Origin of the sequence: Actinomadura rifamycini DSM 43936, from assembly GCF_000425065.1 — a bacterium.
Taxonomy (GTDB): domain Bacteria; phylum Actinomycetota; class Actinomycetes; order Streptosporangiales; family Streptosporangiaceae; genus Spirillospora; species Spirillospora rifamycini.
Window position 1 is genome coordinate 43,604 of sequence record NZ_AULB01000011.1, and the last position, 14,514, is coordinate 58,117.

General features: G+C 74.5%; 13 protein-coding genes and 1 pseudogene. 8 read left to right on the forward strand and 6 right to left on the reverse strand.

Features of this window, described 5'->3' with window-relative positions:
* Positions 1-53: 53 nt before the first annotated feature.
* The 4 genes from H505_RS0110535 to H505_RS0110550 all read right to left on the reverse strand — a co-directional run bounded on the left by H505_RS0110535 (position 54) and on the right by H505_RS0110550 (position 3,636).
* On the reverse strand, positions 54-926 hold the full coding sequence (locus H505_RS0110535) for an NAD(P)-dependent oxidoreductase (RefSeq protein ID WP_026401944.1): 873 nt from the start codon (positions 924-926) through the stop codon (positions 54-56).
* Entirely contained in the window at positions 923-1,354 is a 432-nt protein-coding gene (locus tag H505_RS0110540) for a carboxymuconolactone decarboxylase family protein (protein WP_026401945.1), read from the reverse strand. The genes H505_RS0110535 and H505_RS0110540 overlap by 4 nt, the downstream gene beginning before the upstream one ends.
* A gap of 45 nt (positions 1,355-1,399) precedes the next feature.
* A complete protein-coding gene (locus H505_RS41120; RefSeq protein WP_157432961.1) occupies positions 1,400-2,488 on the reverse strand; it encodes an NAD(P)H-dependent amine dehydrogenase family protein in 1,089 nt (362 codons plus the stop codon).
* 266 nt (positions 2,489-2,754) lie between these two features.
* A complete protein-coding gene (locus H505_RS0110550; protein WP_084550088.1) occupies positions 2,755-3,636 on the reverse strand; it encodes an NAD(P)-dependent oxidoreductase in 882 nt (293 codons plus the stop codon).
* A gap of 1,290 nt (positions 3,637-4,926) precedes the next feature.
* On the opposite strand from H505_RS0110550, the pseudogene H505_RS52675 reads away from it, so the two are divergent.
* The 5 genes and pseudogenes from H505_RS52675 to H505_RS0110570 all read left to right on the forward strand — a co-directional run.
* A pseudogene (locus H505_RS52675) lies at positions 4,927-5,304 on the forward strand (NAD(P)-binding domain-containing protein); the annotation flags it as partial.
* Between the two features lie 29 nt (positions 5,305-5,333).
* Positions 5,334-5,726 carry an NAD-binding protein gene (locus H505_RS50970; protein ID WP_281173432.1) on the forward strand — a complete coding sequence of 131 codons (393 nt, stop codon included), beginning with the start codon at positions 5,334-5,336 and terminating at the stop codon, positions 5,724-5,726.
* Positions 5,727-5,762: 36 nt separating this feature from the next.
* Complete coding sequence (locus H505_RS0110560; protein ID WP_026401947.1) at positions 5,763-6,623, forward strand: mycofactocin-coupled SDR family oxidoreductase; 861 nt, start codon at positions 5,763-5,765, stop codon at positions 6,621-6,623.
* Positions 6,624-6,665: 42 nt separating this feature from the next.
* Positions 6,666-6,851, forward strand: a complete 186-nt coding sequence (locus H505_RS0110565) for a ferredoxin (RefSeq protein ID WP_199747879.1) — start codon at positions 6,666-6,668, stop codon at positions 6,849-6,851.
* A 63-nt stretch (positions 6,852-6,914) separates the two neighbouring features.
* Positions 6,915-8,282, forward strand: coding sequence for a cytochrome P450 (locus tag H505_RS0110570; protein ID WP_026401949.1), 1,368 nt, complete (start codon positions 6,915-6,917; stop codon positions 8,280-8,282).
* Between the two features lie 102 nt (positions 8,283-8,384).
* On the opposite strand, the gene H505_RS0110575 is transcribed toward H505_RS0110570, so the two are convergent.
* Entirely contained in the window at positions 8,385-8,840 is a 456-nt protein-coding gene (locus tag H505_RS0110575) for a MarR family winged helix-turn-helix transcriptional regulator (protein WP_026401950.1), read from the reverse strand.
* 213 nt (positions 8,841-9,053) lie between these two features.
* Here H505_RS0110575 and H505_RS41130 point away from each other — a divergent pair, with 213 nt between their 5' ends.
* The gene (locus H505_RS41130) at positions 9,054-10,472 is read left to right on the forward strand and encodes an MFS transporter (RefSeq protein ID WP_245592483.1); all 1,419 of its coding nucleotides are present in this window, start codon (positions 9,054-9,056) and stop codon (positions 10,470-10,472) included.
* Positions 10,473-10,511: 39 nt separating this feature from the next.
* Here the strand turns inward: H505_RS41130 and H505_RS0110585 are convergent, their stop codons facing one another.
* Positions 10,512-11,687: an NAD(P)/FAD-dependent oxidoreductase gene (locus tag H505_RS0110585; protein ID WP_026401951.1), complete on the reverse strand. Its 1,176-nt coding sequence runs from the start codon at positions 11,685-11,687 to the stop codon at positions 10,512-10,514.
* 128 nt (positions 11,688-11,815) lie between these two features.
* Between H505_RS0110585 and H505_RS0110590 the strand changes: the two genes are divergently transcribed.
* Both H505_RS0110590 and H505_RS41135 read left to right on the forward strand, forming a co-directional pair.
* A complete protein-coding gene (locus H505_RS0110590; protein WP_051300524.1) occupies positions 11,816-13,522 on the forward strand; it encodes a thiolase C-terminal domain-containing protein in 1,707 nt (568 codons plus the stop codon).
* Positions 13,519-14,514, forward strand: a complete 996-nt coding sequence (locus H505_RS41135) for an alpha/beta hydrolase (protein ID WP_051300525.1) — start codon at positions 13,519-13,521, stop codon at positions 14,512-14,514. Before H505_RS0110590 ends, H505_RS41135 begins: the two co-directional genes overlap by 4 nt.

The window sequence follows — 14,514 nt, forward strand, 5'->3', positions numbered from 1 at the left end:
CCGTCCCGGTGGTGCGGTCCCGCCCGCGGACGCCCGCCGTGTCGGCCCGGCGGTCAGCCGCGGCCCCGCCACCGGGCGATGTCGGTCTGGTCGGCGTCCGGGCCGAGGTCCTCGGCGGCCGCCGCCCACAGGTCCACGGCGGCCCGCCCCAGCGCCAGCGGCTCGCCCTGCGCCTCCGCCAGCTCGGCCGCGATCCGCATGTCCTTGAGCATCAGCGACAGCCCGAACCCGGAGTCGTAGCGGTCGGTGAGCACGAACTCCGGCCACTTGACCTCGGTGGAGGCGCAGCGGCCGCTCGACGCGTTGATCGCCTCGATCATGACCGCCGGGTCCAGCCCGAAGCGGCCGCCCGCCCGCATGATCTCGGCGGTCGCCAGCAGGTGGGAGGCCGACAGCAGGTTGTTGAACGCCTTCAGCGCGTGCCCGGCCCCGACGTCCCCGGCGTGGACGACGGCGCGGCCCAGCACGTCCAGGACCGGGCGGACGCGTGCGACGTCGGCGGCGGCGCCCCCGGCCATGACGGTGAGCGTCCCGCCCTCGGCGCCCTTCACCCCGCCGGACACGGGGGCGTCCACGAACCCGACGCCGCGCTCGGCCGCGCGGGCCGCGAGCTTCTGCGTGGACAGGGGGCGGCTCGACCCCATGTCGACCAGCGCCGCGCCGGGCTCGAGCGTGTCGAGCAGGCCGTCCGCGACGCCCTCGACGATGTCGCTGTTCGGCAGCATGAGCACGACGGCGTCGGCGCCGCGCGCCGCGTCGGCGGGCGACGCCGCGAGCACGAGGCCGTCCGGGAGGTCCCCGCCGGGCGGCACGGGGTCGTGGGCCCGGACCCGCAGCCCGGCCTCCGCCAGCCGCCGGGACATCGGCCGCCCCATGTTGCCGAGGCCGACGAACCCGACCGTCCGGATCGGCGCGCGCCCGCTCATCGCTCCGCCGTCCCCGCGCCGGCGGGCCCGTCCGGGAGTTCGCCCAGTTCCCGGAGCACCCGCTCGGCGATGCGGAACGCGTTCGTCGCCGCCGGGACGCCGCAGTACACCGTCGTCTGGAGCAGCGCCTCGCGTATCTCGGCGACCGTGCAGCCGTTGGTGACCGCCGCGCGGACGTGCACGGCGAGTTCGTGGTCGCGGCCCAGCGCCGTCAGCGTCCCGAGGTTGATGAGGCTGCGGGTGCGCCGGTCGAGGCCGTCGCGGGTCCACACCGCGCCCCAGCAGAATTCGGTGACCAGTTCCTGGACGGGCCGGGAGAACTCGCTCGCCCCGTCCATGGAGCGCTCCACGTGCTCGGCGCCGAGCACCTCCCGGCGGGTCGCCAGACCCCGGTCGAAAAGGGACGGGTTCGCGTCGGTGACGCTCAACGGCTCGCTCCTCGTGCTCGCTGGCCGGACGGGGGACGGACGCGCTCAGCCGAGCGCGGCGACGATCTGCGGCAGGTCGGCGGTGGTGCGGATGCCGGGCTCGGCGGCGCAGACGAACGGGACCGCGTTGACCGCGCGGTGGGCGGTGTAGCCGGGGGTGGTCGCGGCCATCCGGTCGAGGGGGACGGGGAACCGCAGGTCGACGTCCAGCGGCGCGTCGCCCTCCACCGCGACGTGCCAGCCGGTGGCGCGGACGTCCCAGTCCGCGTCGAGTTCGGCGGTGCAGTACCAGGTCGCGCGGAAGCGCAGCAGGGCGCGCCCGCCGCGGATGCCGGAGACCGTGATGCGCTGCGCGGCGACGGTCCCGGCCGCGATCTCGCCCGCGGCGATGCGGACCGTGCGCGGCGCGGTCGCGACCTCGCCGGACGCCTCGATCGAGTCCAGCGGCAGCCCGAGCGCGTCGGCGACGAGCGCCAGGGACGGGCCGAAGCTGACGCGGCCGTGGTTCAGGCGGCGCTCGTCCAGGTCGGCGGGCGGGCGGCCGAAGCCCATCACGTCGAACAGCAGCCCGGGGGAGTCGCGCCGGGAGAGGTCGGCGAACTCGCTGATCGTGAGCCGGTCGAGCCGCCGCTGGATCGACGTGAGCACCAGCGGCACGGCCTCGGTGATGAACCCGGGGCTGCTGCCGGTGCTGTGGATCGAGGCGCCGCCCCGCTCGCACGCCGCCTCGACCCGCTTGCGGACGTCGGGGTCCATGCCGTCCGGGCGGTGGAACTCGCCGCGCGTCGTGACGATGTTCGCGCCCGCCTCCAGCAGCCGGCAGACGGTGTCGATATCGCAGGCGGCCGGCATGTAGAGGACGCAGTCGGGGCGCAGGGCCAGGACCTCGCCGACGTCGCGGGTGGCGGTGACGCCGGTCGGGCCGGCGCCGCACAGCTCCCCGGCGTCCTTCCCCGCCTTGGCCGGGGAGTGCACGTACGCTCCGGCCAGGGACAGGGTCGGATGCTCGATCACCGCCCGCAGCGCTCGCGTGCCGATGTTCCCGGTGGCCCACTGGACGACCCGGTACCGGGCTCGCTCGTCCCGCCCGTCCGCGGGCGGGACGCCCGGTCCGTCCTGCGGCGTCTCCGGCATGTGCGGCCACCTCACTCTCTGCTAGCGAGAACGTTAATCTCGCTAGCAGAGATGGTCAATACCGGACTCGCGTCAACGTCAACACCCTCGTGCGGACCGTCTCGGAGAAGATCCAGGCCGGCGGCGGCGAGCGCGAACGCGCCGGTGCACAGGGACGCCACGCGCCCCGGCGGCGTGGACCGCGCGCTTGGCCGTGGGCGAACGCGCCCGCGCAGACGCCGGCGACCAGGCCCCGGCGGACGGCCGAAGGGCACCCGGGAGGGCGCTCACCTGCGGTGGTCCATCAGGTCGAGCGCGTCGTCCGCCGCCCGCAGGACCGGGCCCGCGGGAACGTCCGCCGCCTCCGCGACGGCCGCCAGCAGCCGCGCGTCCTTCTGCAGCAGCGCGCCCGCGCGGGTCGCCAGCGGGTCGAGCGTGCCGCCCGCCGCCGCGACCCGTTCCAGTGCGAAGCTGGCCCCGCTGCCGTGCGCGACGACCTCCGCGAGGCGGGCCGGGTCGACGCCCAGCGACCGCCCCAGCGAGAGCGCGCCCGCGGCGGTCGCGAGGTTCGCGGTGAACAGCACGTTGTTCAGCAGCTTGGTGAGCTGCCCGGACCCGAGCGGGCCGAGGTGGACGATCGGGTCGGCGTACGTCGCGAACACCGGGCGGCACCGCTCGACGGCGTCGTCGTCGCCCCCCGCCATCACCAGCAGCCGCCCCTCGGCCGCCGCGGGCCCGCCCCCGCTGACCGGCGCGTCCACCACGGCGACGCGCCGAGCGGCGGCGAGGTCGGCGAGGCGCCGGCAGGTGTCGGGATGCACCGTGCTGTGCACGACGATCACTCCGCCTTCGGCGAGCCCGGCCAGGATCCCGTCCGCACCGGCGACGACCTCCTCAACGCCCGCGTCGTCGACCACGCAGACGCAGGCGACGTCGCAGTCGGCCGCCATCGCCGCGGGGGAGGCGGCGGTCGCCGCGGCGGTGTCCGCGAACGGGGCGAGGGAGTCCGGGCGGCGCGCCCACAGCGTGGTCGGATGCCCGGCCTCGACGATCCGGCGGGCCATGGGCGCGCCCTGGCTGCCCAGCCCGACGAAGCCGACGCGCGCCTTCGCCGCGGGCGCGCTCCCGGACGATGTCCCGGGCGGTGGGGTCACTGTCGGTCCGCTCATCGGCGCTCCTCCTCAAACGACGTTCTCTCAGACGACGTTCTCTCAGACGACGTTCTCTCGGGCGGTGGTCTTTCGGGCGGTGGTCTTTCGGGCGGTAGTGCTTCGGGTGGTGGTGTCTTGGGTGGTGGTGGGTGGTGGTGGGTGGTGGTGTCTGGGTGGTGGTGTCTCGGACGGCGTTTTCGGGCGGCGGTGTCTCGGGTCGTGGTGTCTCGGGTGGCCGCGTTTCGGGGGGCCGCGTTTCGGGTGGTGCTGTTCGGGTGGTCGTGTTTTGGGTGGCGGTCTTCTGCCGGGGTGGTGGTGTTTTGGATGGTGGTTTTTCGCGCCGGTGGTGTTTCGAGCGGTGCGTCGGACGGTGTTTCTTACGGGCGGTGGTGTCTCGGACGGGCGTTCTCTCGGACGTGGTGCGGGGGCGGCTCCCCGGCGCTGGCCGTGAGGCCGCTGGCGTGCGTACCTCCTGCTGAGCGCCGCCGTCCGTTCGGACGAACGGGGGCTGCGACTGCAGACTCGGGTTGTCGCCCATCGCCTGTCGCCCGGTGCCCATCGCTCGTCGCCTGTCGCTCGTCGCCTGTCGCTCGTCGCCTGTCGCTCGTCGCCTGTTGCCCGCCGCCCGCGGTCTGTCGCCCGCGGTCCGCGGCCCAGGGTCCGTCGTCCGCGGTTCCTAGTCCGTAGCCCGTCGTCCGTCCCGTCGTCCGTCGTCCGTAGCCCGCCGTCCGTCGTCCGTAGCCCGCCGTCCGTAACCCGCCGTCCGTAGCACGCCGGCCGTCCGTCGCCCGGTGGCCGCTCGTCCGGTGGCCGCTCGTCCGGGGGGGCGTGCGGCTGGCGGGTGCGGGCTTGTGGTGGGTCGGAGGCGGGCCTTGGGACGAGCGGTCGCTCACGGCGAAGGAAAGCAGTCGTCCGACGGGCCGTCAACAGTGCCGGACGGCACCGCCGGGGTGCTCGGAGGTCGCTCGCAGTGCCTTCCGGCGACCCCGGAGGAGCGGTGGCCCAACGCTTTTCGTAGCGATCGAGAATGTGCCCTGATCAGCTGCAACGCGGTTTCCGTGCCGGTTGTGGACCGTGCCGCCGGGAGGCGTTCATGCAAGCCGGGTCAGGACTTTGAATCACTGTTCATCAGGGTGACCTATTGCTCAAACCGTTGAGCCTGGCTAGTGTCGCGGTCACCTGAGACCCCCGCCGGGGATCGACGTCGTCCGGACCGGCCGCCGTGCCGCGTCCCGTGCGGCGACCACGCGCGAACAGGAGCGGCCGATGCGCCTCGGATTCGTCGGAGCCGGCCGGATGGGCCGCCCGATGGTGGGCCGCCTCGTCCGGGCCGGCCACGAGGTCCGCGTGCTGGGCCGGACGGCCGAGGCGCGCGCGGCGCTCGCCGCGGACGGCGCCGAGCCCGTAGCCGACGCCGCCTCCGCCGGGGAGGGCGCGGCCGCCGTCCTGGTGTGCGTCTTCGACGACGACCAGGTCAGGGAAGTGTGCGTCGGCGGGCCGCTGACGGACCGGATGCCGCGCGGATCGGTCGTCGTCCTGCACACCACCGGCGATCCGGACACGGCCGCGGCCGTCGCCCGGCGCGCCGCCGCGCGCGGCGTCCGGGTCGTGGACGCGCCGGTCAGCGGCGGCCCGCACGACATCGCGGCCGGGCGGCTCGCGGTGTTCGCGGGCGGCGACGACGACGCCGTGGCGCGGGTCCGGCCCGCGCTGCGCTGCTACGGCGACCCGGTCCTGCACGTCGGGGCGCTGGGCGCGGGCCAGCGGGTGAAGTGCTCAACAACGCGCTGTTCGCCGCGCAGATCGGGCTGCTGGCCGAGGCGGTCCGGCTCGGCGCGGCGTTCGGCGTCGAGGAGTCCGTGCTGCTCGAGGCGCTCGGGCACGGCAGCGCGTCGAGCCGGGCGCTCACCGGCGTCGCGGCCCGCGGGTCGGTCGCGCGGTTCGCGGCGGCGGTGGGCGGGTTCCTCGGCAAGGACATGGACGTCGTCCGGCGGGTCTCCGCCGGGCACGGCGCGGATCTCGGCGCGCTGGGCGGGGGGCTGGACGCGCTGGCCGGAGCGCTGGACGCCGCCGCGGGCGAGCGGACGGGAACTTCCACCGCCGGTTGACGGAACGGGCGGCAGAGCAGGAAAGGGACGACACCAATGGGACGTGTCGAGGGGAAGGTCGCGTTCGTCACGGGCGCGGCGCGCGGGCAGGGACGCAGCCACGCCGTCCGGCTGGCCGAAGAGGGCGCCGACGTCATCGCGGTCGACATCTGCCGGGACATCGAGACGGTCGGCTACAAGCTGGCCGGACCGGACGACCTCAAGGAGACGGTGCGGCTGATCGAGGCCGCGGGCCGCCGCGCCGTCGCGGTGCAGGCGGACGTGCGGGACGCCGCGCAGCTCGCGGACGCGGTGGAGCGGGGCGTGCGCGAGCTGGGCCGGCTCGACGTCGTCGTCGCCCAGGCCGGCATCGCGCCGCTGCACGGGAACCCGCCGCTGCAGGCGTGGACGGACGTCGTCAACGTGAACCTGGTCGGCACGATCAACGCGATCCAGGTGGCGCTGCCGCACCTCGGCGAGGGCGCGTCGATCATCGCGACCGGGTCGGCGGCGGCGATGATGAACCACGGCATCGTCCAGACGCCCGGGTCGAACCCCGGCGGGGCGGGCTACGCGTTCACGAAGCGGGCGCTGTCGGAGTACGCGCACGAGCTGGCGCGCAACCTCGCGCCGCACAAGATCCGCATCAACGTGATCCATCCGACGAACTGCAACACGCCGATGCTGCAGAGCGAACCGATGTACCGCTCGTTCCGCCCCGACCTGGAGAACCCGACCCGCGCGGACGCCGAGCCGGCGTTCGCGGTGCAGCAGGCGTTCCCCGTCTCCTACGTGGAGCCGGGCGACATCAGCGACACGGTCCTGTTCCTCGCGTCGGACGAGTCCAAGTTCGTGACCGGGATGCAGATGCGGGTGGACGCGGGCGGCTACCTGAAGTGGCACGACTACCACGTCTGATAAGCGACGGCCGGACGAAAGGCAGGAGGAAAGAGCGTGAAGGTGCGCGTCGATTCGGAACGGTGCCAGGGCCACACGCTCTGCGCGATGATCGCCCCGGAGATCTTCGAACTCCGCGACGTCGACGGCCATTCGTGCGTCGTGCGGGAGGACGTGCCGGCGGACCAGGAGGCGCAGGTCATCGAGGCCGTCAACTCGTGCCCCGAGCGTGCGATCTCCGTCGACTGACGGCGCCGTGTCCGGCTCCCACCGCGATGACCCCGACCTCGAGTGACTTTGGAGAAGGGCAATATGGGTGCGGATGACGTCGTCACGGGCGACGACCGTAAACAGAACCGGTACCATTTCGACCGGCACGCGCCGGAGTACCGCGGGCGGTTCGAGGCGATCACCGAGGAAATGCACGAGAAGTGCCCGATCGCCTGGACGGAGACCTACGGGGGCCACTGGGTCGCCGCGGGCAACCGCGAGGTGTTCGAACTCGCCCGGTCGGCCGACCGCGTGTCGAACGACCACGACATCAAGGGCGAGCGGCGCGGCTACCAGGGCATCTCCATCCCGCCGCCCGAACGGGGGAGGGGCAGCACCGGCGGCTTCCTGGAGATGGACCCGCCCGCGCAGCGGTACTACCGGCAGGCGCTGAACCCGTACCTGTCCCCGGCCGCGATCAACCGGTGGATCCCGGTGATCGACGAGCTGGTGCGGGCCTGCCTCGACGAGCGGATCGAGAGCGGCCGCATCGACTTCGTCGACGATCTCGCCAACGTCGTCCCGGCGGTCCTCACGCTGGGGATGATGGGCATCCCGATGAAGGACTGGGTCGTCTACAACGAGCCGGTGCACGCCGCCGTCTACACGCGGCCGAACACGCCGGAGGCGGAGCGGGTCGCCGAGATGCACAAGGAGATGGGGCGCCATCTCGTCGGCCAGTTCTTCGAGATCCAGCAGAATCCGCGGCCGGGGCTGATCGACGAGATCGCCCGCATCGAGATCGACGGGGAAGCCCCGCCGTTCGAGGACCAGGTCGGGGCGCTCGGGCTGATCATCGGCGGGGGGTTCGACACGACGACCGCGCTCACCGCGCACGCGCTGGAGTGGCTCTCGGAGAACCCGGAGGAGCGCGCGCGGCTCAGCCGCGAGCGCGACACGCTGCTCAACTCGGCGACCGAGGAGTTCCTGCGCTACTACACGCCCGCGCCGGGCGACGGGCGCACGATCTCCGCCGACTGCGAGATCGCCGGGACCTCCTTCAAGGAGGGCGAGCGGCTCTGGCTGTCGTGGGCCATGGCGAACCGGGACGCCGCGGTGTTCCCGGAGCCGAACACGATCGACCTCTCCCGCAAGAACAACCGGCACAGCAGCTTCGGGATCGGCATCCACCGGTGCATCGGCTCGAACGTCGCGCGCACGGTGTTCAAGCGGATGCTGGTCCAGGTGCTCGACCGGATGCCCGACTACCGGTGCGACCCCGAGGGCGCGGTGCACTACGACACGATCGGCGTCATCAACGGGATGCGGAAGCTCCCCGCGACCTTCACTCCCGGCGAGCGGCTGGGGGCGGGGCTGGACGAGACGATCGAGCGGATGCAGCGCATCTGCGACGAGCAGCGGCTCGCCGAGCCGGTGACCGTCCGGAAGGCCCAGGCGAAGATCGACTGATGTCCGTCCGCTCCCGGCGGCCCCTCCGGGAGCGGGGCACCGGGGCCGGTGCGACCGTCGGCGCGGCGGCCGCACCGGCCTCCGGCGTGCCCGGGGGACGGGTCAGGGGCGGGGCCAGGTCCGTCCGGACAGGCGCTCGATGTCGGTGTTGAAGCGTTCGAGGTACCCGGCGAACGCCTCGACCTCCTCGGCCGTCCAGTCGTGCAGCACCTTCTCCAGGCCCCGGACGATCCGGTCGCGCTCGTCGTCGAGCCGGCGGGCGCCCTCGTCGGTGATGCGGAACTTGCGCGCGATCCCGGCGCCGGGATCGGCGATGCGCTCCACGAGCCCGGCGCGCAGCATGGCGGACGTCTGCCGGTTCAGGGTCGACTGGTCGAGCCGGAAGACCTCGCTGAGTTCCCGGATGGACATCGGCCCCTCCAGCCGGATGCGGCTGAGCAGGATGTAGGCGCTGCGTTCGAGGCCGCCCGTCTCCTGGCCGGCGCGCCGGACCGTCGTGAGGGTGTGCCGCGTGAGCAGCATCGTCTCGAACTCGACCCGTTCCGTCGGCTTGTCCACGCCGTCCTTCTCTCGCTCACTGCGCGCTCGCCGGGAATCCGTGCCCGCCGCGCCGTTCCCGCACGCCAGCATGCTTACCACAGCGATATGCATGATGCACAAGTTGTGCATAGGGCACATCGTATGTAGGTTGCACACGCTGAATCGTGTGGAAATGGGGTGTGCAACGTGGAGGACTCCACGGCCCGGGGGCGCTCCGGGGGAATAGTCGGCGTGCTGGCCGTGGCCGGCATCGTCGCGTCGCTGATGCAGACGCTCGTCGTACCGCTCATCGGGGAGCTGCCGCGGCTGCTCGGCACGACCGCGTCCAACGCGGCCTGGGTGGTCACCGCGACGCTGCTCGCCAGCGCGGTCGCCATGCCGGTGACGGGGAAGCTCGGCGACCTGTACGGCAAGCGGCGGATGCTGCTGATCCTGATGATCCCGCTCATCGCCGGGTCGGTCGTCTGCGCGGTGTCCGGCTCCGTGGTCCCGATGATCGTCGGGCGGGGGCTGCAGGGCGTCGGCATGGGCATGATCCCGCTCGGCATCAGCGCGCTGCGCGACCTGCTGCCGCCCGAGCGGCTGGGGTCGGCGATCGCGCTGATGAGCTCGTCGATGGGCATCGGCGGCGCCTTCGGGCTGCCGCTCTCCGCCGCGGTGATCGAGAACACGAGCTGGCGCGCGCTCTTCTGGGGCTCGGCCGCGCTGAGCCTCCTGGTGGCCGTGACGATCTGGTTCCTCGTCCCGGACGTCCCCGCGCGGGGCGGCGGGCGCATCGACGCCGTCGGCGCGGTGGGCCTCGGCGCCGGGCTGGTGTGCTTCCTGCTCGGCGTCTCCAAGGGCGGCGACTGGGGCTGGACGAGCGGCACCACCGTCGGGCTCCTCGCGGCCGCGGTCGTCCTGTTCCTGCTGTGGGGCGCCTGGGAGCTGCGGACCCGCGACCCGCTCGTCGACCTGCGGGTCACCGCGCGCCGCCCGGTGCTCCTGACGAACCTGGCCTCGGTCATGATCGGCTTCGCGATGTACGCGCAGGCGCTGATCGGGCCGCAGCTGCTGCAGATCCCGGAGGCGACCGGGTACGGGCTCGGCCAGTCGATGCTGGCCGCCGGCCTGTGGATGGCGCCCGCGGGCCTGATGATGATGCTGGTCTCCCCGCTGGGCGCCCGGCTGTCGGCCGCGCGCGGCCCCAAGGTCACCCTCTGCGCCGGTGCGCTGGTGATCGCCGCCGGCTACGGCAGCTCGGTGCTGATGACGGGCTCGCCCTGGGGCGTGGTGGCGTTCACGTGCATCATCAGCATCGGCGTCGGGTTCGCCTACGGGGCCATGCCCGCGCTGATCATGGGCGCGGTGCCGCACTCGGAGACCGCCTCGGCCAACAGCTTCAACACGCTGATGCGGTCCATCGGCACCTCGGTCGCGGCGGCGGTCGTCGGCGTCGTCCTGGCCGAGATGACCGTCTCCCTGGGCGGGCACGCGCTGCCGTCGGAGAACGGCTTCCGCGTCGGCCTGCTGATCGGCTGCGGCGCGGCGCTGGTCTCCGCGCTGATCGCGCTGACGATCCCGGGCCGCCGCGCGGAGCCCGGTGCCGCCGGCGGGCGGGCCGCCGAGAGCGCCGCGCCCGCCGGGACCGGGGCCGCCGCGAAGGGCTGACGCCCCGGACCTCCCCGCCGCCGTGCCCCGCCGGCGCGGTCACCGCTCCAGCAGCCGCTTCCGGTAGGGCATGACGCGGGCGGGGAGGTTCCAGCCGAGGACGCCGGTGAGCGCGCCGCCGGACCGGTACAGCGCGACGAACCTCCCGTCCTCCACCGCCCCCTCCTCGATCGTCACGTCGCTCCCCTCCGGGAAGACGCCGTGCGCCTGGATCTTCACGTCGTACTGGTCGCTCCAGAAGTAGGGGAGCGGGGCGAACGGCTTCACGTCGCCGTGCAGCAGGTTGTGCGCCGCCGCGGCGCCCTGGTCGGTGGCGTTCGTCCGGTGCTCGACGCGCATGCGGCGCCCGTACCTCGGGTTGAGCCACGAGGCGACGTCGCCCGCCGCGTAGATCCCGGGCGCCGCGCGGCAGTGCTCGTCGCACTCGACGCCGTCCCCGAGCGGCAGCCCGGACCCGCGCAGCCACCCCACCGCGGGCTCCGCCCCGACGGCGACGACCACGACGCCCGCCCGCACGGTCGTCCCGTCCGACAGCCGCACGGCCGCGACCCGGCCGTCCTCGGCCACCGCCTCCTCGACGCCCGCGCCCATCCGCAGGTCCACGCCGCGGTCGCGGTGCAGGGCGGCGACGGCGGCGCCGACGCGCGGCCCCACCTGGCGCGTCATCGGCACCGGGAGCGGGTCGGCGACGGTCACCTCCAGGCCCATGCCGCGCGCCGCGGCCGCCACCTCCAGGCCGAGGAAGCCGGCGCCGACCACGACGGCCCGCCGCCCGTCCCGCAGGGCGTCCCGCAGCGCCGCCCGCAGTGCAAGCGCGTCCGAACGGTCCCGCAGGACGTGCACGCCCGCCAGGTCGCGGCACTCCGGAAGGCGGCGCGGGCGCAGGCCGGTGGCGATCACCAGCCCGTCGTACGGCAGGTCGGGCGCGCCCTCGACCCGGACGAGCGCGCGCCCGACGTCGAGGCCCGTCGCGCGGCCGCGCACCAGCCGGACGTCCAGGCCGGCGAAGTGGTCCGCGTCGCGCAGGTCGGTGCGCTCGGGTTCCCAGGCGCCGGTCAGCACCTGCTTGGACAGCGGGGGCCGGTCGTAGGGCGGCGCAGGCTCGTCGCCGAGCAGGACGAGCGGACCCTCGAAGCCCTCGCGGCGCAGCGTCTCGGCGGCGGCGACGCCCGCCGCCCCCGCGCCCGCCACGACGACGCTCCGCGGCCGCCTCACGGCGCACGCACCTCGCTGTTCACAGATGAGCCTCCCATCAGTAGGATCAACGATGATCCAAGAAAATGAACCATAATTCAATCCATCTGAAGCCCATGACGTCGGACGCCATGGAGTGAGGAGGCACGGTGGGCGGCAGCGCGACCGGCAGCGCGACCGGGGGAGAGGCGGCCGCCGGGGCGGGGCGCCCGCTGCCCCGGCTCACCCCGGAGAACGAGTTCTTCTGGACGTCCGGCGCGGACGGGCGCCTGCGCGTGCAGGAGTGCGAGGCGTGCTCGGCGCTGATCCACCCGCCGCAACCGGTGTGCCGGTACTGCCGCGGGACGGCGCTGGGCGTGCGGGAGGTCTCCGGCCGCGCCGCCCTCATCGGGTTCACCGTCAACCACCGGTTCGGCCTGCCGGGCCTCCCGGCGCCGTACGTCGTGGCGCAGGTGGCGCTCGAGGACGACCCCCGCGTGCGGCTCACCACCAACGCCGTCGGGTGCGACCCCGGCGACCTGGTCCTCGGCATGCGGATGGAGGTCGTGTTCGAGCACGTCGAGGACGTGTGGCTGCCGCTCTTCCGGCCCGCCGCCGAGCAGGGGCCGCCGGTCGGCCTCCCCGCCGACGAGGTCCCGCCCGAGCGGATGGCGACGCTCGTCCGCCCGATGCTCACCACCGACAAGTTCGAGGACAGGGCCGCCCTCACCGGCATCGGCGCGTCCGAACTCGGCCGCCGGCTCCTGGCGGACCCGCTGTCCCTCACCGTGCAGGCGTGCGAGCGCGCCGTCGCCGACGCGGGCCTGACCCTGGACGACATCGACGGCCTGGCCACCTACCCCGGCGCGGGCCCGTTCGGCGGGTTCGGCGAGGGCGGCGTGACCGCCCTGGAGGCCGCGCTGGGCCTGCGGCCGACCTGGTACAACGGCGGCGCCGAGACGTTCGGTCCCGGCGGGTCGCTGATCGCGGCGATGCTGGCGGTCGCGGGCGGGCTCGCCCGGCACGTCCTGTGCTTCCGGACGCTGTGGGAGACCACGCACGGGGAGCTGGCGCGGCGCGGCGGCGCGGGCGCGGGCGGCGGCCGCGTCGAGGGGGCCGCGAGCTGGCGGACGCCGTTCGGGGCGACGTCGGCGGCGCACACCCTCGCGCAGAACGCCCAGCGGCACTTCCACCGGTACGGCACGACCCGCGAGACCCTCGGCTGGATCGCGCTGAACCAGCGCGCGAACGCCGCCCTCACCCCGACGGCGATCTACCGGTCCCCGATGACGATGGACGACTACCTGGAGGCGCGGCCGATCACGACGCCGTTCGGCCTCTACGACTGCGACGTGCCCTGCGACGGCGCCGTCGCCGTGATCGTGTCGGCCGCGGACGCCGCGCGGGACCTCGCCCGGCCGCCCGTCCTGGTCGAGGCGGTCGGCACGCAGATCACCGAGCGGATCGACTGGGACCAGAGCACCCTCACGCACGAGCCGCAGGTGCTCGGCCCCGCCGCCCACCTGTGGACGCGCACGACGCTGCGGCCGTCCGACGTGGACGTCGCGCAGCTCTACGACGGGTTCACGATCAACTGCCTCTCCTGGATCGAGGCGCTGGGGTTCTGCGGCATCGGCGAGGCGAAGGACTTCCTCGACGGCGGCAAGAACATCGCCCGGGACGGCGTCCTCCCGCTGAACACGCACGGCGGGCAGCTCTCGCACGGCCGGACGCACGGGATGGGGCTGGTCCACGAGGCGGTCGTCCAGCTCCGCGGCGACGGCGGCGAGCGGCAGGTGCCGGGCGCCCGGGTCGCCGTGGTGAGCAGCGGCGGCCTCACCCCCGGCGGCGCGATGCTCCTCAGGACGGACGCATGACGCTCGGCGAACGGGCCCGCACGGACGCCCGCACGGACACCCGCGACGGCGGCGCCCGCACCGGCGGCACGGTGGAGGCGCGCGTCGCCGACGTCGGCGGCGTGCCGATGTCGGCGCGGATCGCGGCGGTGCCGCACCCGCGCGCGACCGTCCTCGCCCTGCACGGCGGGGCGGTGAGCACCGCCTACTTCGACGCGCCCGGGCATCCCCGGCTGTCGCTGCTGCGGACGGGCGCCGCGCTCGGCTTCACCGTCATCGCGCTCGACCGGCCCGGCTACGGCGCGTCCGCCCCGCACGCGGAGCGGGTGGCGCCCGCCGAGCGGCGGGTCGACCTCGCGTACCGGGCCGTGGACGCCCTGCTGGGGCCGCGCCCGCGCGGCGCGGGCCTGTTCGTGCTGGCGCACTCGGTCGGTTGCGAGCTGGCCGTGCGGATGGCCGCCTGCGAGCGGGGCGACGCGCTGCTGGGGCTGGAGCTCTCCGGCACCGGCGTCCGGCACCACGACCGGGCCGCCGGGATCCTCGCCCCCGGCGACGGGAAGCGGCTCCCGGCGGCGCGGAGCATCCGCGGGCTCATCTGGGGACCGGACGAACTGTACCCGCCCGACGTCATCGGCCACCCGGACCTGCAGGCCAGGTCGCCCGCCTACGAGGGGGACGTGGTGCCTCCCTGGCCGTCCCGCCTGCCCGGGCTGGCCGCCCGGGTGCGGGTCCCCGTGCGCTACACCCTCGCCGAGCACGAGACCGTCTGGCGTCCCGGACGGGCGGCGCTGGACGAGGTCGCGGGGCTGTTCGGCGGATCGCCCCGCGTCGCCGTCGACGAGCAGGCCGGCGGGGGCCACAATCTGAGCCTCGGGTACGCCGCCGCCGCCTACCACTGGAAGGCGCTGGCGTACGCCGAGGAGTGCGCGTCGGCGCGCACCCGACTCCGCGCCGACGCCGACGACGGCCCCGGAACCGGGACCGGAGCCGACACCGACCCGACGGGAGAATGA